Source organism: Pseudoalteromonas sp. S2893 (genome assembly GCF_005887105.1).
Classification (GTDB): domain Bacteria; phylum Pseudomonadota; class Gammaproteobacteria; order Enterobacterales; family Alteromonadaceae; genus Pseudoalteromonas; species Pseudoalteromonas atlantica.
This window is the reverse complement of record NZ_PNCY01000040.1, coordinates 15,790-34,257: the sequence shown is the minus strand read 5'-3', so window position 1 is coordinate 34,257 and position 18,468 is coordinate 15,790. Positions and strand designations below refer to the sequence as shown.

Sequence of the window (18,468 nt, the reverse complement as noted above, 5' to 3'; positions counted from 1 at the left end):
AGCTTACAGCTTACAGCTAACTTATTCCGCCGCTAAGTAATCTAAAACCACTTGATGGTGATCTTTGGTTTTAAACTTATCAAATAAGTGTTTAATTTTACCGTCTTGGCCTACTAAAAAGGTTAAGCGGTGAATACCATCGTACTCTTTACCCATAAACTTTTTGTAGCCCCATACGCCAAATGCTTCAGCAATGGCGTGATCTTCATCGGCGAGTAAATCAAAGTTAAGCTCTTTTTTAGTTTCAAAGTTTTTAAGGCGCTTAATAGGGTCTGGGCTAATACCCACTACGCGGGTGTTAAATTGAGCAAGCTGCGCTTGTTGGTCACGTAAGTTTTCGGCTTGAACCGTACAACCCGGTGTAGAGGCTTTAGGGTAAAAGTACACCAGTACTTGTTGCTCTTTTAACAGCTCACTTAAGGTGACTGTTTCGTCGTTTTGATTTTGTAAGCTAAATTCTGGTGCTGTATCACCGGCTTGTAATGGACTAATTTTGTTCATGCAGTGCTCCTTAGCGAATACGTTTAAAAATATAATCTACGTTAAGACTATGCGAAAGGTTTTCAAAGGTCACTTTAAATTGGTCTATATCAACCTCTACTGGGATATTAAACTCAATTTCGCAGCGCATTTTAGTGTCGGTTTCTTCATCGTAGGTGTCTGATTTTAATGAGCAGATACTAATGTGGTGATCGGCAAAAAAACGCGTTACTTTACTCAGTGTACCTGGGGTGTCTATCCCTGTGTATTCAAGGGTATAGCCTGCGCAAAATTCACTTTCGGTGTGGCGAGTGGTGCTGCGCTTCATCATGGTGAGTAGGCCTAGCTCCATGCCTTTAGTAGGCAAGGTGTGCTCTATGCGGCTAATGGCCGACATATCGCCGCTTAGCAGCATGGTAAAGGTAAATTCGCTGCCTAAAATGGCTATTCGGCTATCTATAATGTTGCAATGACAATCACTTACAAGTTGTGTAAGTTCACTTACAATTCCCGGTCTATCTTCGCCAATAGCGGTTAAAACAATTTGATGATTTGAAAATGCAGTCATGAAGTTTAATACCTACGTTTTTTGAAATATAACAACCGAGTTGGTATAGCCCGCTGCGCATACACTACGTTGCACGGCGGCGAAGTTTAACACAAAAAGCGCCCTAAACTACATAGGCGCTTAATTAAAGGCGCTTTAAAGCGTTGTGTTCCTTGTTTTTACTGGCACAGGAAAGTACCATAGCTAAAATTTGTCTTTTTGTTGTGATTGATTTTATAACACTTAGGTGTGAACTTTATTGCAATTAGACAGCCAAATAATAAATGTAAAGTTAATGTTGATTTTACACTGAACCAAATTCGGTATTACCCACTCATATACGTGTAAAACAATTAAAGGGTATGCTAAGGAGAAATATCTGTGCAGTATTGGATCCCAAAAGCACTTGCAGTGAGTGTATTGGTAAGTTTATCAGGGTGTAATGTTTTTATTAATGAAGCGCACAACGAACGCAATTATCGTACGCATGAAGGTGTTAAAACCCCGCCATCGTTATCTCAACCAGCGCAAGATCCGGTTTATAAAATGGATGTGGGCCAATACGATAACAACCCTGAGGCAACAAACTATCGTCCACCAGCACAGGTTTTAACTGTTGCTAAAGGTAGCTGGGTAGAAGAGGGCGATAAACAAGCGCGTATTTACTTTGATAAAAACGATGGCATTGTTGATTTAGATGAATTTGTTTGGGACTCAATTAAAGCGGTTGTTGCCGAAAATAATGCAACAACCACAAAAGAAGATAAGCTACTTGGTATTATCGAAACCGACTGGTACTCAATAATTAAAGCTGAAGAGAGCTGGTTATGGGGCGATGAGGTAAGCGAAAACCAAGAGCGTTTTAGATTCACAATTGAAGAAAAATCGCATCAGCGTACTGCTTCGTTGCGCGCAGAACTTATTGACTTTAAAGGTGATGACACGTTAACCGATTTACTTAAGCAGCAATTAGAAGTACGCGCGCTTAACCAAGTTGTGGCTGAATTTGATTATCGCTATCGTCAGTTAGAAGTAGAAAACCGCAAGCGCCAAGGTATTATTTCTTTAGAAATGGGCTTTGATAACAAAGGCAATGCTGCACTTGTTACTGAGCAATCATACGATGCAGTATTCGACCGCTTCTCGGGCTTTTTAGAACGCCTATCGTTTACTATTGTTGAGATTAAAACCGATACCGGCTTAATAACTGCCGACTACAACAAGCCAGAAAGCAGTGTATGGGATTCTATTTGGGGCGACGAAGTTGCGCAGCTTCCAATTGAAGAAGGCCAATACCAAATTTTAGTGAGCAAAACTAAAGAAGGCGGAACAAGCTTAACCTGGATGGATGACAAAGGCGAAACACTCGAACCTGGCACCATGAATGGTTTACAACAAGCGTTAGAAGCAGCACTTATTCAGCGCGGCATCAAAATTTAATAATTAATAATAAGTTTTTACTACAAAAAGAGCGCATTGCTCTTTTTGTAGTTTTTATGGATTAAAAAATATGTCTCAGTTACCTCCTCGCGGGCACTATACGTGGCGCACTTGGTTTACTTTTTTAGTACCGTCGTTAATTGGTGTGTTTTTATTTATGACACCCATTCCTACCGCAGACGGGATGACCATTCCTATTGCGTTAATGGCTAAAGGCGTGCAAGCGTTGATGTCTGGCTCTGCGCAAGCAATTGTTACCCTTATTATTTGTATTACTGGCGTTATGTCGGTGATCACCAAAGTATTTAAACCCGCCGCTATTTGCCAATCACCCCTGTTAAAACATTTATTTGATGTAAGTGTAGTGTGGTTAGTGGTGCGTTTATTTGGTATGGCGTTTGTGCTAATGACCCATTTAGGGTTAGGTAGCGAGGCAATCACCTCTGCAAACACAGGCGCTTTGGTATTAAACGACTTATTACCTGTTTTGTTCTCGGTATTTATACTGGCCGGTTTATTACTGCCTTTACTAATTAACTTTGGGTTATTAGAGCTTGCAGGCACCATGCTAACCAAGGTAATGCGCCCTGTATTTGGCGTACCTGGGCGAAGTGCAGTTGACTGTACTGCGTCGTGGTTAGGTGATGGCAGTGTTGGTATTTTAATGACCGCAAGGCAGTACGACCAAAAGCACTACACGCAGCGCGAAGCCGCTATTATTGGTACTACGTTTTCGGCGGTTTCTATTACCTTTAGCTTGGTGGTTTTAGGCCAAGTGAAATTAGAGCACTTATTTGCCCCATTTTATGCCACCGTATGTTTAGCCGGTGTGGTTGCCGCTATTATTGTGCCGCGTTTACCGCCACTTCGCTTTAAAAAAGACTTGCTTATTGATGGCAGTGAGCCAAATCGCGATGCTGAGGCTATCCCAACGGGTAAAAGCTTAGTAGGGCACTCACTTGATGTAGCATTAGCAAAAGCCAATAACTCGTCGGGCTTTAAAGGTACCTTAAAAGAGGGTATACATAATGCGCTTGATATGGTGTTTGGTGTACTGCCTGTTGTAATGGCCGTAGGAACATTCGCACTTATTATTGCTGAGCACACGCCGGTATTTCAATATTTAGGTATGCCGTTTGTGCCATTTTTAGAGTGGTTACAAGTACCCGAAGCACAGGCCGCGGCACAAACTATTATGGTGGGATTTGCCGATATGTTTATTCCGTCAATTATAGCTGCGGGCACCATTGAAAGTGATGTAACTCGCTTTATTATTGCCGCAATGAGCGTAACTCAGCTAATTTACATGTCTGAGGTTGGCGCACTTTTACTGGGCAGTAAAATACCGGTAAACATTGTTGAGCTGTTCGTTATATTTATTTTACGTACACTTATTACGCTGCCGGTTATTGCCTTAATGGCGCATTGGTTAGTTGGCTAGTAGTGTATTTTAATTATAAAAAGCACTGATTTATCAGGGCTTTTTTGTGGCTAGTTATTTCAATTTAACCTAATACTTAACCCTTTTAAGTGGCAAATTGATACTAAATACGAATGAAGATTAAAAACGCCTTGCCACAGAAAGAGTTAAAAAGTTTAAACCTGGGTTAGGCTCTTTAAATCCGGCGTTTGAGTAATGAATAACCCGAAGCGCTACGTTAGTGTGGCCAAAGTCTGCAACTAGGCCAATACGGTCTTCAAATTGGTAGTGAGTACTAATATTTTTGCCCGCAAATTTAGTTTCATCAATAAGCGATACGCCAATACCTGCTTCAATATAAAACGGGGTATTATGAAAACTAAAAGCAGGAAACTGCAGCACGGGCGACATAGCCAAAACAAGATTAGATTGCGAGTTGTCACCATGGCGGTATTCCCACATATTAACGCTGGTTTCAAAATAAAAGCGCGCATCGCCCACTAAGTTTTGTAAGCTAGGGGCATGATATTGATAAGCCAGCTTAACACCATTCACGTTGCCTTCGCCCTTGAGAACATCTACGGCGTAACCATGATTAGACTGCGCAAGCGCCGTGTTACCCCATACAGAAATAACTAAAAATAAAATAAGTGTAAAAGTTTTATATACCGTTTTCATAACTGCCAAATTGGTGTGTGAGTCGAATGAGTAAATAAATGATAAGGGCGGGCCATTCACATTTTCAATGAGGACAAAATGCCGCTTGTTTATGGGGTGTTAACAGTGAAGGCTTAACTAATTGAAAATAAATAGTTTATTTAATTGGTGCTGTTTTGGCATTAATAAGGTGCATTTTTGTGTCTGTTTTTGTGGCTTAAAATCGCGTAATTTAGCCACATCTTAATCACACACATGGTCACGCTCATGAAACTTTTTAACACTATTTTTATTGCTGCTGCCTTTTTTAGCAGCGCGTTATTTGCGCAAACGGCGCAGTCGCCTCAACATATGCTTGAAGGCGTTGCCGATACGCTTTTTAGCGATATTGCAAAAGTAAATGCACAAGGCGATGCAAGTAAAGCCGATATGGCGCGCATTGTAGAGACGCGTTTAATGCCAAACATAGATATTAAGTTTGTGTCGTTTAAATTGCTTGGTAAGCACATTAAAGGCATTGAGCGTGAGCAAGCTGTACGTTTTATTGATGCGGTAGAGCATTATTTAACAGGTACTTACGCAGGTGCGCTAATGAAGTACACCGGCCAGCAAGTAGTATTTGAACAAGATACCGCTAAAAGCGACTCTGAGTACGCGACGGTTAAAACGCAAATTATTGAGCCAAATGCGCCCGTGATTGATCTGCATTTTAAGCTGCGCCAAGGTAAAGACCAGCAATGGAAAGTTTACGACATTGTTGCCGAAGGTATTTCGCTTTTAAGCGCTAAGCAAAAAGAGATCATTCAACGTATTTCTGATGTAGGCTTAGAGCAAGTAATTACCGAACTAAAAAATAAATAGTTCACTTCCTGATTAAGACCCTCTCCAACCACAAAAGCAGCCGCACTAAAGTGTATTGGCTGCTTTTATATTTTCTTAATATTCATCTACTTTAAGCTCGCAGCAAAAAAAAGGTGTGATAGAATATCAGCACGTCGATTAAGCGTGGTGTCAGCTAAAAACTGCTATAACTGACGCCTCATCAAGCTACACTGGAGTTGTGCTGTTTTAATGGAAAATGTACTGATTTGGCCAAAGGAATACCCATTACTTATTAAAGGACTTGTAGAACAAAACGGTGCCTTTATTTTAGATGCTTTAGAAGCTTGGCCTGCATGTCGTTCTACTATTGAAGATGACGGTGTATGCACCACTGTGCTACCGCCCATTTACTATTTGATATGGTTAACCCCGCTTGAACCCTTTGAAGAGTGTTATTTTCAGCATATTAGTGAATATGACGAAGATGCGCACGCTTACATTGCTGCTGTTAAAAATCATTATTTAGATAACGAATACACCAGCGAATCAATGGCGCTAATGCTGTGCCAGCGCTTAGAAAAATACGCCAGTGTGGCGGCGCAAAACGCACTTGATACGCCGCTTTCGTTGTTTAGCTTATTATTTAGTAAACGCTATTTTTCGTTAATTGAACATGCTCTAAATAGTGGCAGCAAATTAAGTGCACACGATACGCTAGCACTGTGGCAAGAAGTTGATTTTAGAGAGCGTTTAAGTGCTTTTTTACCTGAATCGGTTGCTGATTTAAACGAACTTACAGAGCTTGCCAGTCAAAAAGTAGCAAACGGTAAAGACTATTTTACGCTGTTAACGCAAGTATCGCCTGATGTTGATTCTATTGTATTGCTTGAAAAAGCATTACTTGCTCATTTAAGCCAAAAAAGCGCAAAGCAAACCATGGCGATGCGTTTTATAGAGCAAGGTGCCACTGGTACATTGGCTGATGAAAACAATAAAACAGCGTTTATGTGGGCAGCCGAAAAAGGCTATGTAAATGTGATAGAAACCCTGTTGGCTAAACAGGATCAAAAAGCGCAAGACACCTTAGGCAATACCGCACTGCATTATGCAGTGTTAGCTAAAAACGAAACCCTTATGGTGCTATTACTAAAAGCAGGTTACGACTTTAGAGCACGTAATAACGAGGGCTTAAGCTGTTACCGGTTAGCAGTAAGTATTAAAGCAAGCAATTTAGTTAAATGCCTTGAGCGCGATTTTGGTATAAAAGAGCTTTCGCCAGAAGGGCAGTTTAACCGCATTAAAAAGGTGCACGCCTTACACGCAATTGTCACTATTTTATTACCATTGCAGCTCTATTTCTTTTTTGATGAAAGTATTGCCATAAAAAGTGAGCTGACTTTAATTTTTACATTGATTGCATCGGTGTGTTTTTTCTTTGCGGCGAGTTTAAAGCGCTGTGCGCTCTATCCACATATAAAGCACCCGTGGGGATTATTTGTGTTGCGTGTTTTTTCGTTGTTAAGCTTAATAGCTCAGCTTGGATTAGCCAGCATAGTTGCACTGGCTGCACTGAGCGAATTAGTGTAGCGGCCGCCATGGCAAACTAAAAGCCTAAAAAAACGCGCTCACATTGTTATGTTAAGCGCGTTTTTTGTATGTATAAGCTATTATACCAATCCGCAATAATATCTAATCATTTTGCGGGGCTAAACGTGTCGCTATCTGCGTTAAAAAACTCTCATTTAGAACAACTAAATAGCGAATTTTTTGCCTTGCTATCAACACGTTTTTCCATCCTCAAAATAGATCACTTACTTATGCGGATTGGTATTATTTCAACTTTCAACTTTCAACTTTCAGCTTAAATAATTTATTTTGCGAATTAGCATTATTTATTGTATTCGTTAGCGGCTTTTTCCTCTGCGAGCTCTTCTTTAAGCTTACGTATTTTTAAGCCTTGCTCTTGCCCACGGTGCCTTGCGTAATACGTGCAGCCAATAAACATGGCTGAGGCAAACACAAGCTCTAATAACACCCATATTAGCTCATCAGGTGCAGCCCATAACATGGTTAAGCCGTGTATAAAGTACAACATAACAACAAAATTAGCCCAGGCGTAAGTGTAAGTGTTGTCTTTAATAAAGCCTCTTAAGGGCAACAGTAAAGGGATTATAGGCACAAACAAGGATACAAAACTTGCGTTGCCATTTAGCGGAGGTACAAAGTACATCCAAAGAGGAAATAAAAGTAATAAACCCACATAGCCAAAAATAGCGGTGCGCTGAAATTTTATAGTAATTGGCTTTTTAGCAGGGGTGTCAGCGGTATTCATTGAAGTTTTCTCGCAATGTGAGTGAGGCGTTTACCAACGCTTTGGCATATTTTAATTTCATCTTTACTTAAAGTATTCGTATTACTACTGCCGGCTACATGTGTTGCCCCGTAAGGTGTGCCGCCGGTTTGCGTAGCTAGTAACTCTGGTACTTCGTAAGGTACCCCTAATAACATCATGCCGTGGTGTAGTAGCGGTAATGATAAATTAAGTAAGGTGGCTTCATTTCCGCCATGCATACTGCTTGACGATGAAAACACACAGGCTGGTTTATCTATTAACTGGCCTTTTAGCCAGAGATCGCTGGTGGTTTCCCAAAACGTTTTTGCTTGCGATGCCATCATGCCAAATCGGGTAGGTGTGCCAAACGCAAGGCCGTCGCAATTTATTAAATCATCTTTTGTAATTACTATATCGTGCGGATTTTTAGCAACAAAGGTACGCAATACGGCTGTGGCACCCTGTTGCTCTATAGATTCGGCTATTTCGTGCGCCATAGCCTCAACCGAGCCATGGCTTGAGTGATACAGTACAACAATGCGAGTCGTCATTATAATACGCTTAATACGTTTTCTGGCGGACGGCCAAGGGCTGCTTTACCGTTGTTTTGTACAATAGGGCGTTCAATAAGTTTAGGGTTGTCTACCATGGCGTTTATTAGCGCTGACTCGTTGGTTTCTTCTTTTAGGTTAAGAGCTTTGTATGCATCTTCTTTTGTGCGCATTAGCTGGCGAGCTGAGCTAAAGCCTAATTGTTCTAAAAGTTGGCTTATTTGCTCATGGTTAAGCGGTGTTTTTAAATACTCTACTACGCTTGGTGTTACGTTGTTTTGCTCTAGTAATGCTAGGGTTTCACGCGATTTAGAACAACGTGGATTATGATAAATAGTAACTGACATACAATTAGTTCCAAAATGTAATTTGCCGCTATTTTAGGGCAAGCGCTGACAGACTTAAAGCCTTGCCAGCTCTTTTTGTAAACGGCGATACTGAGTAAGCAAGGCTTTTAGGCGTTGCTGTTTAACCAGCTCTGTGGGTTCTACGAAGTTAAGCGCTTTTTGGATTTCGTCTGCCGCTTTAATATACGCGCCATATTGCGATAACACATCAGCATTGGCCTCGTGATAAGCGGCAAGCTTGTCTTGCTTTTTATAGGCATCGGCTAATAGCTGTTTACCTAAGTTGTGGTCGGGTTTTTCAAGTAAAAAGCTTTTTAAAATGTTTTCAGCTAATTCAAACTGCTCAGCCTCTAATGCCGCATTTGCATAGTTTAAAGTTATAACTTGGTTGTTAGGGCGATAGTTGTTTAGTTCAGCCAAAAACTTTACCGCTTCATCGGCTTTTTTTTGCGCTATTAGTAAATCGGTATGGGTATCGATATAGAATAAATTTTTAGGACTTTGCGCTAATAGCGGCTCTAAAATTTCGGCGGCTTCATCTAGTTTATCTTGATCAAGTAAGCTTATGCCCAAGCCGTATTTAAGCGCGGTGTTGTTGTAACTGTTTTCGCGCATTAATTTTTTAAATAACGCTTCGGCATTTTCGGGCTTATTGGCATAACGAGCAAGTACACGGCTTTTTGCTAAATTAAACTCAAGGCTTGGGTTTAAATGGCGCACAGGGAATTGCTCTGCACGTAGGCGTACGTCAGATACACGGCTCTCTGGCAATGGGTGAGTCAGTAAAAAAGCGGGTGGTTTGTACTTATATCTTATTTGCGCTGAAAGTTTAGTTAAAAATTCACTCGATGCACGGGCGTCAAAACCGGCGTTATTAAGGGTTTGCATACCAATTCTGTCGGCTTCTTGCTCGGCAGCACGGCTGTGAGTTAATTGGCTAAACGCAGCTTGGGTTTGGTTAGCCGAAATAATAGCAATACCTGCGTCGGGAGCAACAACGGTGGCTAATATACCGGCTATCATGCCTGCAATAGTCAGTGCGCTGTTGTCTTGTTGTTGCTGAATACGACGAGCTAAATGGCGCTGAGTTACGTGCGCTATTTCGTGCCCAAGTACAGAGGCAAATTGGCTTTCGTTATCTGATTGCGCAATAAGCCCAGTATGCACACCAACATGCCCGCCGTAAAAAGCAAAGGCATTAATTTCGTTGTTATTTACCCAAAAAAACGAAAAAGGAAAACGCACGTCGTTTGCATTAGCCACAAGTTTTCGGCCAAGTGTGGTTAAGTATTCGTCTAAAACGGGGTCGTTTACTACCGGTGATGAGCCTCTTATTTGCATCATCATCACTTCGCCAATGGCTTGTTCTTTTTCAAGTGGCAAAACTTGTAGCGCAGACGTGCCTAAATCGGGTAGCGTAAAGTTTGTTTGTGCCTTTAACGGCTCACTAACCAGTAGGCTAAAGGTAAGCGCGGCACTGCATAAAGTGATAAAGGCTGATTTTAGCTGCATTTTATTCCTTGTTAATTTGTTCACCAATGGCAATTTTTGCTATGTCAATTTCATCGCTGTTTGCACGGCTGTCTTTTTCGCACAATTGGTAGAGTTCTTTTATTGTGACTCCATCAAGCTTTACAACGTTCAATTCCTGCTGCAAAAATTTAATAATTTTATGTACTACCTTATGTGCATGTAAAATAATGGCTTTATCGGCCTTGTCGCCGCGCTCAAAATAAAAGCCAATAAACTTATGGAGCTGATTTATGCGGATCAGGTTTTTCATTGAATGCGGATCCCATACTTTAAATTCCATAAAGCGGTTATCTTTAACGTATTGATCAATAATTATGTCTTTAGCATAAGGTTGCGCCCAGAGCTCAAAGCCTCGGTCGGTAAATACTTGGTGTAGCGCTATACGCGGCTTATGCTTGGTGTGTATTTCACCAAAATCATCTTCATAGCCATCAAGTAAGTCTAAGTTCCAATTGCGTTTATTGATCAGGCTTTTTACAGCATTATCAAATCCGTGCTCCAATATTCCTTCAGATTCGCTGACCGAAGAAGCAACAAGATGATAAAAAGGCGGGAGCTCTCCCCAGTTTATCTGCTTTTTATACCAATTAATCTCTTTGAGAGTTGGATTACTAGGTAGTTGCGCTTTATTATGCGTGCCAGGCATTAACTTATCCTTACTGCTAATTATGTTATAAGGATAAACCATTGCTGGAATGGTTTTAAGAAAAAGTTACTGCTGTTCACATTTTATAAATAGAATGACCGACAATATGCGACTTATTATTCATTTTACTTAGCGAGTAAAGTAGTTATGTTAGAGTGCGATTTAAAAAAATTTAAATGCCCACAACAGTTTGTACAATTTAAATTAGCGCTTCGTAATGCGCAGTCATCTAATAAGGCAATAACGTTTAGTATAAATAACGACGAAAGCGCAGATGATATTACGCGTTTTTTAAGCAAAAATGCATATACATATAAATTTGATCAACACCTAGGACTATTACTAGTGGAGCCATTGCATGTTTGAATACGTTAAAACATGGTACGAAAGAAAGTTCTCAGATCCTCATTCAGTCACCTTACTTTTTTTACTCATTGCCTCTGTGGCATTACTGTACTTTTTTGGCTCGTTAATTGTTCCTGTGTTAGTGGCATTGGTGATTGCTTATTTACTTGATTGGCCGGTCGTGCACTTAGAGCGCTTTGGGTTAAAACGCTTTAGCGCCACAGTAATTGTAATGCTGATATTTACCGGGGTTATGCTTACCCTTATTTTGGTTATTGGCCCAGTACTTTGGAAGCAAACCAGTAATTTAGTACAAGAAACCCCGCACATGGTAGAGCAAGGTAAGTCATTTTTAATGGCCTTACCACAGCAATACCCCAGTTTAATTAATGCCGAGCAGGTCCAAGCTATTGTGGCAAGTGTAGAGGCAAAGGCGCTCGAATTTGGCCAAGTTATTGTCTCGTTTTCACTTACTTCGTTAAAAGATGTTGTGGCATGGCTTATTTATTTGGTGCTTGTACCCTTACTGGTGTTTTTTATGCTTAAAGACAAGCTTGAGCTTACAAGCAGTGCCGCTACGCTTATTCCGCAGCAGCGACGGTTAATTTTGCAAGTGTGGCACGAAATGAACCAGCAAATAATGAATTATATTCGAGGCAAAGTATTCGAAATTTTAATTGTGGGTGGCACCTCGTTTATTGCCTTTACTGTGCTTGATTTACGTTATGCAGCTTTACTTGGTGTGCTGGTTGGTTTTTCGGTGTTAATTCCATTTGTGGGTGCGGCATTGGTTACCATACCGGTTGCGGCGGTGGCGCTGTTTCAATTTGGTATCGAAACGCAGTTTTGGACCATATTAATAATTTACGGGATCATTCAGGCGCTCGATGGTAACGTATTAGTGCCCTTGTTGTTTTCTGAGGCCGTTGATTTAAATCCCGTATTTATTATTGTTGCAGTGCTATTTTTTGGTGGCTTATGGGGTTTTTGGGGTGTGTTTTTTGCCATTCCGCTCGCATCGCTTGTAAAAGCGCTAATAAATGCCTGGTCATCAACGCATGGAGAAATAACAAAAGAGCGGGCAGAGTAACGTACTTTTAGTTTAAAAAAGCATAGTAAACGCACCTAAGTTACTAATTGATTATTACCCAATGTGAACAAACTTATGTACTATTGGGTATAAGATATATTTTTTAGTAATAAAGGTGCGTTTTTAATGTCTGAGTTTTTATTGCACGATGAACAAGCAGCCCAAGTTTATCTTGATGCAAACGCTACAACACCTGTTTTACCCTGTATTGCCGACGTGGTGTCGCACACCATGCAAATTTGTTTTGGTAACCCCTCAAGCCCCCATATTAGCGGTATACAAGCCAAGTATTTATTAGAACAAACAAGACAAAATGCACGCCATGTTATTGGTGCGCCCGATGGCGATATTCTTTTTACCTCAGGCGCAACAGAGGGCATACAAACAGCCATTGTTTCAACGCTCATTCATGCTAAAAATCATACGATTAAAAACCCTGTATTATTGTACGGGGCAACTGAGCACAAAGCGGTGCCTAACACGTTAAAACATTGGAATAGCGTTTTAGGCATTAACGCCCAATTACTGGCTATTCCTGTTGATAGTAAAGGGATTTTAGATTTAGCGTTTATTAGTGAGCACATTAATAACGCGCTAATGATTTGCACCATGGCGGTTAATAACGAAACCGGTGTTTATCAAGACTTAAATGCTATTGAGCATACTATTCGCAGCCGTAATAAATCAGTGCCTTGGATGGTTGATTGTGTACAAGCCTTAGGTAAACAAGCGCTAGCGCTTAGTAGTACCAGCATAGATTATGCCCCGTTTTCGGGCCATAAACTCTATGCACCAAAAGGTATTGGTTTTTTATACATTAAAAATGGCAGTGCCTATACGCCATTTATTGCGGGGGGCGGGCAAGAAAGCGGCATGCGGTCTGGCACCGAAAACCTACCAGGCATAGCAGGGCTTAATAAACTGTTTAACTTGCTGCTAGATAAAAACGACGCCACGTTTAAGTCGGTTGAGGTATTAAATAGCTACAGAGCGCAACTGCTTAATGCGCTGCAAAGTACCTTTGGCGATATAACCTTTAATCACGATTTTTCACATTCTGTACCTACCACCCTTAATTTTGCTGTCGATACGCTTACCTCCAAAGAGGTTATTGATTTATTTGATGCAGCAGGCATTAGAGTGAGCGGTGGCTCGGCATGTAGTACAGGGGCAACGCGCAGTTTTGTGCTTGATGCAATGGGGGCAACAGATTGGCAAAGTGAAAACGCCATTAGGCTGTCTTTTGGACCTGCTGCAACCGAGCAGCAAATTAGCCAAGCATGTAAGCGTATATGCTCGTTAAAGGCGGTATTGGAGGCCAATTGCTTAATTGTTTCTGACAGTGCGTCGCCAAAGCAAGAAGTATGCGCGCTGGGATTAACACAATTTAGGCATAAAGGGGCGTGTAGCTGGCTGTATGTTAGTGACGATGACAGCGCCGTTATTATTGACCCCGTATTAGAGCTTATTCCGCGCTTTGAAAAAATAGTGAGCACACAACAGCTCAACGTAAAAGCAATTTTAGATACCCACCAGCACCAAGACCGCCCAAGCGCAGTGGCTTTGTTAAATGAAGTACTGGGCACAACGCATGCGATGCAAAATAGCATTGAGCTTGGTACAAAAACACTAACCATAAAGCCAACCCCAGGGCACAGTAAAGACAGCGTTAGTTATTTATTAAAAGAGCGCACCACAGGCCATATTGATTATTGTTTTTGCGGTGATTTAATTTTACCTGCAGGACTTGGCAATACCTCGCTTGAAGGGGGCAGTGCAACGCAAATGGCACACTCACTTATGAGCCTTGCTGAGAAAATAAGTGACGATACGGTTATTTGTTCGGGGCATGACTATCAGCAATGCTTTGCCATTAACTGGCGTACTGTACGTGCACAAACGCCTTTGCTTAGCCCATTATTAGATGGAGAAATAAGTACGGCGCAATTTGCACAGCTAAAAGCACAACACGATCAGCTACATATGCAAACCAGTAACCAATTGTGTGGCTATGTACAGGCGGCGGTGCAAACAGACACTAAGCAGCTAGACTTTACGCAAGCTAAAGCGTTACTAACGCAAAAAAATGTGTATTTAATTGATACCCGTGAGCCGTATGAACATGGCGCAATTAATGTGGCGGAGCTTTTTGCTGCGCCTTTAGCTAATACGCTTAATATTTCACTTAGCCGTATGGCTAACGCCATAGTACAAAATCAATTAAACCCGCAGCACACCTATATATTACTGTGTAGAAGCGGCAATCGTTCTAAAATTGCAGCGGCAAATTTACAGCAATTAGGCTTTGCGAATATTTATAACGTAGCGGGTGGCTTGGCGTTAGTGAGCTAATTATGGGCCTAGTTTTGAGGGTATTTTAACCACCTATAAAGCTAGGCGAGTGCATACGATGCATTTTATGCTTTGGGCCTATAATGTTTCGAAGTTTAATTTGCAGCAGTGTTTGGTATTTTTACATGGATGTAAGCCAGTAGCGTAACGCAGGAGCCGTTACTGAACCCATTAGGGAACAAACCTCGCGCCAAAATTAAATTGTTCCTAGTTTGTACAAATTTTAATCCTAAAAGGTCAACAGGCCCTAATTCATGAATATTTAATAAATGTTGTTTAAACTATTAAATGCTTAAAATTTGTGGGTAATTAATTCATAAAATTTTTATGATACCGGTGTCAAAAGTAAAAAATTGCGTTATTATCTGCATCATAAATTATAAAAACAGCATTTTTATTGCTTTTTTCGTTATACTAAGCGCTTGCTTTTTTACTAGCACTACGCGCAATTAGCGAAGTCTTTTTACCTAAAACTGTTTTTAAATCATTAATTTAAATATTTTAGAGGATATTTACATGTCTAATCGTTCGCAATTAGCAAGTTGGCAAGCACTGCAAAATAGTGCCGCGCAGATGAAACAAACCCATCTAAAAACGTTATTTGCACAAGATGATACACGATTTGATGCATTCTCTACTCAAATTCCGGGTGTGTTGTTTGATTATTCAAAGCAACGTATTGATAAAGCTATTTTTGCACAACTCATCGAACTTGCTAAAGAGTGTGACATTGCCTCTTGGCGCGACAAGATGTTTAGCGGTGAAAAAATCAATATTACAGAAGAGCGTGCTGTTCTTCATACTGCTTTACGTAATCGTGCCCATACACCTTTAGTTGTTGACGGCGAAGACGTAACGCAAGCGGTTGATAACGAATTAGCTAAAATTAAAACCTTTGTAGAAAAAGTACGCAGTGGGCAATGGGTAGGCTACACAGGTAAAGCAGTAAAAGATGTGGTAAGCATTGGTGTAGGTGGTTCAAACCTAGGCCCGCAAATGGCAACCGAAGCGCTAAAAGCACTTGCTGATGACACTTTAAATGTTCATTACGTATCTAATGCTGACGGTGTTCAAATTGCCTCTGTGTTAAAAGCAATTGACCCAGAAACAACCTTGTTTGTTATTTCATCGAAAACATTTACCACATCAGAAACCATGACCAACGCCAAAACGGCCGTTGATTGGTTTTTACAAACAGCAAAAGATGACAGCGCCATTGCTAAGCATTTTGTTGCTGTGAGCACAAACTTAGAAAAAACCGCAGCCTTTGGTATTAGCGATGAAAACGTATTCACTATGTGGGATTGGGTAGGGGGTCGCTTTTCACTTTGGAGTGCGATAGGCTTACCTATTGCGTTATACCTAGGTTATGACGCGTTTGAAGCTATTTTAGAAGGCGCATTTGAAGTAGATGAGCACTTTAAAGCAGCCTCATTTGAGCAAAATATTCCGCTTATAATGGCACTACTTAGTGTATGGAATACCAGCTTTTTAGGCTTTACGTCGCAAGCTATTTTACCGTACGACCAAGCGCTTCATATGTTACCTGCGTATTTACAACAAGGTGAGATGGAAAGTAACGGTAAACACGTAAACTTTGCAGGCGAAACCGTACCTTATACAACGGTTCCTATTATTTGGGGTATGACCGGTATTAACGGCCAACATGCTTTTTATCAGTGCTTACACCAAGGTAATGTAATTGTACCTGCTGATTTTATAGCCTCAGTTAAGCCGCAGGTAGCCGTAGATAAGCATCACGATATTTTATTATCTAACTTTTTAGCGCAAACAGAAGCAATGATGAGCGGTGTAGATGCACAGCAAGTCACAGAAGATTTAGCCGCTAAAGGTAAAACACAAGCGCAAATTGATGAGTTACTAAATCATAAAATTCATCAGGGGAATCGCCCTACAACATCTATACTGCTAGATACAGTTGATGCAAAAACAGTAGGACGCTTAATTGCGCTGTACGAACATAAAATTTTCTGCCAAGGCATAATTTTAGAAATTTGCTCATTTGATCAATGGGGTGTAGAGCTTGGTAAAGGCCTTGCCTCTAAAATTGAAAGCGAACTAACCGATGACAGCGTAAAACACGCCCACGATAGTTCAACAAATGGCTTAATCGCGTACTACAAGCAACACCGTACGCAGTAATATATTCGCTTATGTAAATAAGCAAACCGAGTACCTTTGAACGGGTAGCGCTGGAGTTCTTAGGGCCTGTATTTTTGTGAGAGGATTTACAGGACTCCTAAGACTCATTTAATCGTGCGAACAGTCAAATAATAAATAAAACGCCATAGCGTAAAACATTCAATAGGCTTTTATTAACACTAAGAGCCACTGTCATTCAAGCACTAAACCTGCATACCAAGCGGCTTATGGAAGTCGCTTTTAGGTATTACAAACGTAGAGAGTAACTATGCTTAATCCTTTTGATATTATAATTTTTGGGGGCGGTGGTGATCTTGCGTTACGCAAATTGCTACCTGCAATGTACAGAGCATATCAAGAAGGCAACTTACCAGAAGGCTCGCGTATTCTGCCTACAGTGCGTGAAGAAAGTAAGCGTGCTGACTACATAGAAACAGCACACAACGCACTGAAAGAGTTTTTAAGTAAAGGGGAATTTAACGCTAAAGATTGGAAAGCCTTTTCTACTTACTTAGTGCCTGTAGTAAGCAACGTAACCGAAGCTGACGACAACTGGGATGTACTTAAAGGCATTTTAGATGAGCACGACAGCAATAAATCTCGCGTATTTTATTTATCACTTCCGCCTGCTGTTTACGGCACATGTTGTGAAATTTTATCAACGAAAGGTTTAATCACACCCACTTCACGTGTGGTTGTTGAAAAGCCAATTGGTTACTGCGGCGAATCAGCAGAGGCTATCAATGGTAAAATTGCAGAGTTTTTTGACGAAGAGCAAATTTTCCGTATTGACCACTACTTAGGTAAAGAGACAGTACAAAACCTAATGGCACTGCGTTTTTCAAACTCACTGTTTGAAAACATGTGGGATGCTAAATCTATTGATAATATTCAAATTAGTTTATCTGAAACGGTAGGCCTTGAAAGCCGTGCTGGTTTTTACGATAAAGCCGGTGCACTGCGTGACATGGTGCAAAACCACCTATTACAGTTATTGTGCTTAGTGGCAATGGAATCACCAAATAAACTAAACGCAAATAGTATCCGTACTGAAAAACTTAAAGTATTAGAAGCACTTCGTCCGTTACTTGAAGGTGACGTAGATGAAAATATCGTTCGCGGTCAATACGTACCAGGGGATTTAAACGGTAAAATTGTACCAGGTTACTTAGAAGAGCTTAACGAAGGCTCAAGTAAAACAGAAACCTTTGTTGCTATTCGTGCACACATTGATAACTGGCGCTGGGCGGGGGTACCTTTTTACCTTCGTACTGGTAAGCGTATGGCTAAACGTTGTGCAGAAATTGTGGTTGAGTACAAAAAAGTATCGCACAATATTTATGAAGAAAACGTGGGTAATATTGAGCCAAACCGCCTTGTTATTCGTTTGCAGCCTGAAGAGACGATTCAATTAACGCTTATGTCTAAGCGCCTTGATAATCTTGAAATGCAATTAGAGCCGGTAACGATGAATATTGAGCTTTCTCAAGCATACAGCAATGGTTTCCATTCTGATGCGTACAAACGCTTAATGCTTGATGCTGCAGCTAATAACCCATCGTTATTTATACACCGTGACGAAGTTCGTCAAGCGTGGAAATGGATAGATCCAATTATTGAGCGCTGGCAAACCAAAGGCAAACCTGCACTGTACCGTGCTGGTAGCTGGGGACCGGATGATGCTGATGAATTATTAGCTGAAAACAACCACGTGTGGTTTAACACAGGCGATAAGGCGTAAGG

17 protein-coding genes are annotated in these 18,468 nt (G+C 40.9%); 9 read left to right on the top strand and 8 right to left on the bottom strand.

The genetic code is table 11. The features are described from left to right. Positions 1-21 precede the first annotated feature (21 nt). Together bcp and CWC04_RS16400 are read right to left on the bottom strand one after the other, a co-directional pair. Positions 22-501 (bottom strand): thioredoxin-dependent thiol peroxidase, encoded by a 480-nt coding sequence (gene bcp, locus CWC04_RS16405; protein WP_029774548.1) that lies wholly within the window; start codon positions 499-501, stop codon positions 22-24. 10 nt (positions 502-511) lie between these two features. After that, positions 512-1,048, bottom strand: a complete 537-nt coding sequence (locus CWC04_RS16400; protein ID WP_029774547.1) for a glycine cleavage system transcriptional repressor — start codon at positions 1,046-1,048, stop codon at positions 512-514. Between the two features lie 360 nt (positions 1,049-1,408). Between CWC04_RS16400 and bamC the strand changes: the two genes are divergently transcribed. After that, entirely contained in the window at positions 1,409-2,467 is a 1,059-nt protein-coding gene (bamC, locus tag CWC04_RS16395; protein ID WP_138685917.1) for an NlpB/DapX family lipoprotein, read from the top strand. Between the two features lie 70 nt (positions 2,468-2,537). After that, positions 2,538-3,908: a YjiH family protein gene (locus tag CWC04_RS16390; RefSeq protein WP_138685916.1), complete on the top strand. Its 1,371-nt coding sequence runs from the start codon at positions 2,538-2,540 to the stop codon at positions 3,906-3,908. A 120-nt stretch (positions 3,909-4,028) separates the two neighbouring features. Here the strand turns inward: CWC04_RS16390 and CWC04_RS16385 are convergent, their stop codons facing one another. Then, positions 4,029-4,565: an acyloxyacyl hydrolase gene (locus CWC04_RS16385; RefSeq protein WP_004589166.1), complete on the bottom strand. Its 537-nt coding sequence runs from the start codon at positions 4,563-4,565 to the stop codon at positions 4,029-4,031. 246 nt (positions 4,566-4,811) lie between these two features. Between CWC04_RS16385 and CWC04_RS16380 the strand changes: the two genes are divergently transcribed. Together CWC04_RS16380 and CWC04_RS16375 are read left to right on the top strand one after the other, a co-directional pair. Beyond that, on the top strand, positions 4,812-5,405 hold the full coding sequence (locus tag CWC04_RS16380; RefSeq protein WP_004589167.1) for an MlaC/ttg2D family ABC transporter substrate-binding protein: 594 nt from the start codon (positions 4,812-4,814) through the stop codon (positions 5,403-5,405). 210 nt (positions 5,406-5,615) lie between these two features. Then, positions 5,616-6,953, top strand: coding sequence for an ankyrin repeat domain-containing protein (locus tag CWC04_RS16375; RefSeq protein WP_004589168.1), 1,338 nt, complete (start codon positions 5,616-5,618; stop codon positions 6,951-6,953). Positions 6,954-7,254: 301 nt separating this feature from the next. Here CWC04_RS16375 and CWC04_RS16365 read toward each other — a convergent pair whose 3' ends face one another. Genes CWC04_RS16365 through CWC04_RS16345 form a run of 5 tightly spaced genes read right to left on the bottom strand, consistent with a single transcriptional unit; the run spans position 7,255 to position 10,775 of the window. Further along, the gene (locus CWC04_RS16365; protein WP_138685914.1) at positions 7,255-7,698 is read right to left on the bottom strand and encodes a DUF2069 domain-containing protein; all 444 of its coding nucleotides are present in this window, start codon (positions 7,696-7,698) and stop codon (positions 7,255-7,257) included. Next, entirely contained in the window at positions 7,695-8,249 is a 555-nt protein-coding gene (gene wrbA / locus CWC04_RS16360) for an NAD(P)H:quinone oxidoreductase (protein WP_004589170.1), read from the bottom strand. Before wrbA ends, CWC04_RS16365 begins: the two co-directional genes overlap by 4 nt. Next, positions 8,249-8,596 (bottom strand): arsenate reductase (glutaredoxin), encoded by a 348-nt coding sequence (gene arsC, locus CWC04_RS16355; RefSeq protein ID WP_029772483.1) that lies wholly within the window; start codon positions 8,594-8,596, stop codon positions 8,249-8,251. The genes wrbA and arsC overlap by 1 nt, the downstream gene beginning before the upstream one ends. Before the next feature lie 54 nt (positions 8,597-8,650). Continuing rightward, on the bottom strand, positions 8,651-10,108 hold the full coding sequence (gene bepA / locus CWC04_RS16350) for a beta-barrel assembly-enhancing protease (protein WP_024034211.1): 1,458 nt from the start codon (positions 10,106-10,108) through the stop codon (positions 8,651-8,653). A 1-nt stretch (position 10,109) separates the two neighbouring features. After that, positions 10,110-10,775: a hypothetical protein gene (locus CWC04_RS16345; RefSeq protein WP_126007556.1), complete on the bottom strand. Its 666-nt coding sequence runs from the start codon at positions 10,773-10,775 to the stop codon at positions 10,110-10,112. A gap of 147 nt (positions 10,776-10,922) precedes the next feature. On the opposite strand from CWC04_RS16345, the gene CWC04_RS19870 reads away from it, so the two are divergent. The 5 genes from CWC04_RS19870 (at position 10,923) to zwf (ending at position 18,466) form a co-directional block, all read left to right on the top strand. After that, positions 10,923-11,141: a hypothetical protein gene (locus tag CWC04_RS19870; protein ID WP_004589174.1), complete on the top strand. Its 219-nt coding sequence runs from the start codon at positions 10,923-10,925 to the stop codon at positions 11,139-11,141. Further along, entirely contained in the window at positions 11,134-12,210 is a 1,077-nt protein-coding gene (locus CWC04_RS16335; RefSeq protein ID WP_096041482.1) for an AI-2E family transporter, read from the top strand. The genes CWC04_RS19870 and CWC04_RS16335 overlap by 8 nt, the downstream gene beginning before the upstream one ends. Positions 12,211-12,336: 126 nt before the next feature. Further along, complete coding sequence (locus tag CWC04_RS16330) at positions 12,337-14,562, top strand: aminotransferase class V-fold PLP-dependent enzyme (protein ID WP_138685913.1); 2,226 nt, start codon at positions 12,337-12,339, stop codon at positions 14,560-14,562. A gap of 516 nt (positions 14,563-15,078) precedes the next feature. Beyond that, positions 15,079-16,725, top strand: a complete 1,647-nt coding sequence (gene pgi, locus CWC04_RS16325; RefSeq protein ID WP_138685912.1) for a glucose-6-phosphate isomerase — start codon at positions 15,079-15,081, stop codon at positions 16,723-16,725. A gap of 268 nt (positions 16,726-16,993) precedes the next feature. Further along, the gene (gene zwf / locus CWC04_RS16320) at positions 16,994-18,466 is read left to right on the top strand and encodes a glucose-6-phosphate dehydrogenase (RefSeq protein ID WP_004589178.1); all 1,473 of its coding nucleotides are present in this window, start codon (positions 16,994-16,996) and stop codon (positions 18,464-18,466) included. Positions 18,467-18,468: the final 2 nt, after the last annotated feature.

What these genes read in the sequence shown, in the direction of transcription:
- bcp (WP_029774548.1), bottom strand. Translation starts at nt 501, where the DNA reads ATGAACAAAATTAGTCCATTACAAGCCGGTGATACAGCACCAGAATTT.
- CWC04_RS16400 (WP_029774547.1), bottom strand. Translation starts at nt 1,048, where the DNA reads ATGACTGCATTTTCAAATCATCAAATTGTTTTAACCGCTATTGGCGAA.
- CWC04_RS16390 (WP_138685916.1), top strand. Translation starts at nt 2,538, where the DNA reads ATGTCTCAGTTACCTCCTCGCGGGCACTATACGTGGCGCACTTGGTTT.
- CWC04_RS16385 (WP_004589166.1), bottom strand. Translation starts at nt 4,565, where the DNA reads ATGAAAACGGTATATAAAACTTTTACACTTATTTTATTTTTAGTTATT.
- CWC04_RS16380 (WP_004589167.1), top strand. Translation starts at nt 4,812, where the DNA reads ATGAAACTTTTTAACACTATTTTTATTGCTGCTGCCTTTTTTAGCAGC.
- CWC04_RS16375 (WP_004589168.1), top strand. Translation starts at nt 5,616, where the DNA reads ATGGAAAATGTACTGATTTGGCCAAAGGAATACCCATTACTTATTAAA.
- CWC04_RS16365 (WP_138685914.1), bottom strand. Translation starts at nt 7,698, where the DNA reads ATGAATACCGCTGACACCCCTGCTAAAAAGCCAATTACTATAAAATTT.
- wrbA (WP_004589170.1), bottom strand. Translation starts at nt 8,249, where the DNA reads ATGACGACTCGCATTGTTGTACTGTATCACTCAAGCCATGGCTCGGTT.
- arsC (WP_029772483.1), bottom strand. Translation starts at nt 8,596, where the DNA reads ATGTCAGTTACTATTTATCATAATCCACGTTGTTCTAAATCGCGTGAA.
- bepA (WP_024034211.1), bottom strand. Translation starts at nt 10,108, where the DNA reads ATGCAGCTAAAATCAGCCTTTATCACTTTATGCAGTGCCGCGCTTACC.
- CWC04_RS16345 (WP_126007556.1), bottom strand. Translation starts at nt 10,775, where the DNA reads ATGCCTGGCACGCATAATAAAGCGCAACTACCTAGTAATCCAACTCTC.
- CWC04_RS19870 (WP_004589174.1), top strand. Translation starts at nt 10,923, where the DNA reads ATGTTAGAGTGCGATTTAAAAAAATTTAAATGCCCACAACAGTTTGTA.
- CWC04_RS16335 (WP_096041482.1), top strand. Translation starts at nt 11,134, where the DNA reads ATGTTTGAATACGTTAAAACATGGTACGAAAGAAAGTTCTCAGATCCT.
- CWC04_RS16330 (WP_138685913.1), top strand. Translation starts at nt 12,337, where the DNA reads ATGTCTGAGTTTTTATTGCACGATGAACAAGCAGCCCAAGTTTATCTT.
- pgi (WP_138685912.1), top strand. Translation starts at nt 15,079, where the DNA reads ATGTCTAATCGTTCGCAATTAGCAAGTTGGCAAGCACTGCAAAATAGT.
- zwf (WP_004589178.1), top strand. Translation starts at nt 16,994, where the DNA reads ATGCTTAATCCTTTTGATATTATAATTTTTGGGGGCGGTGGTGATCTT.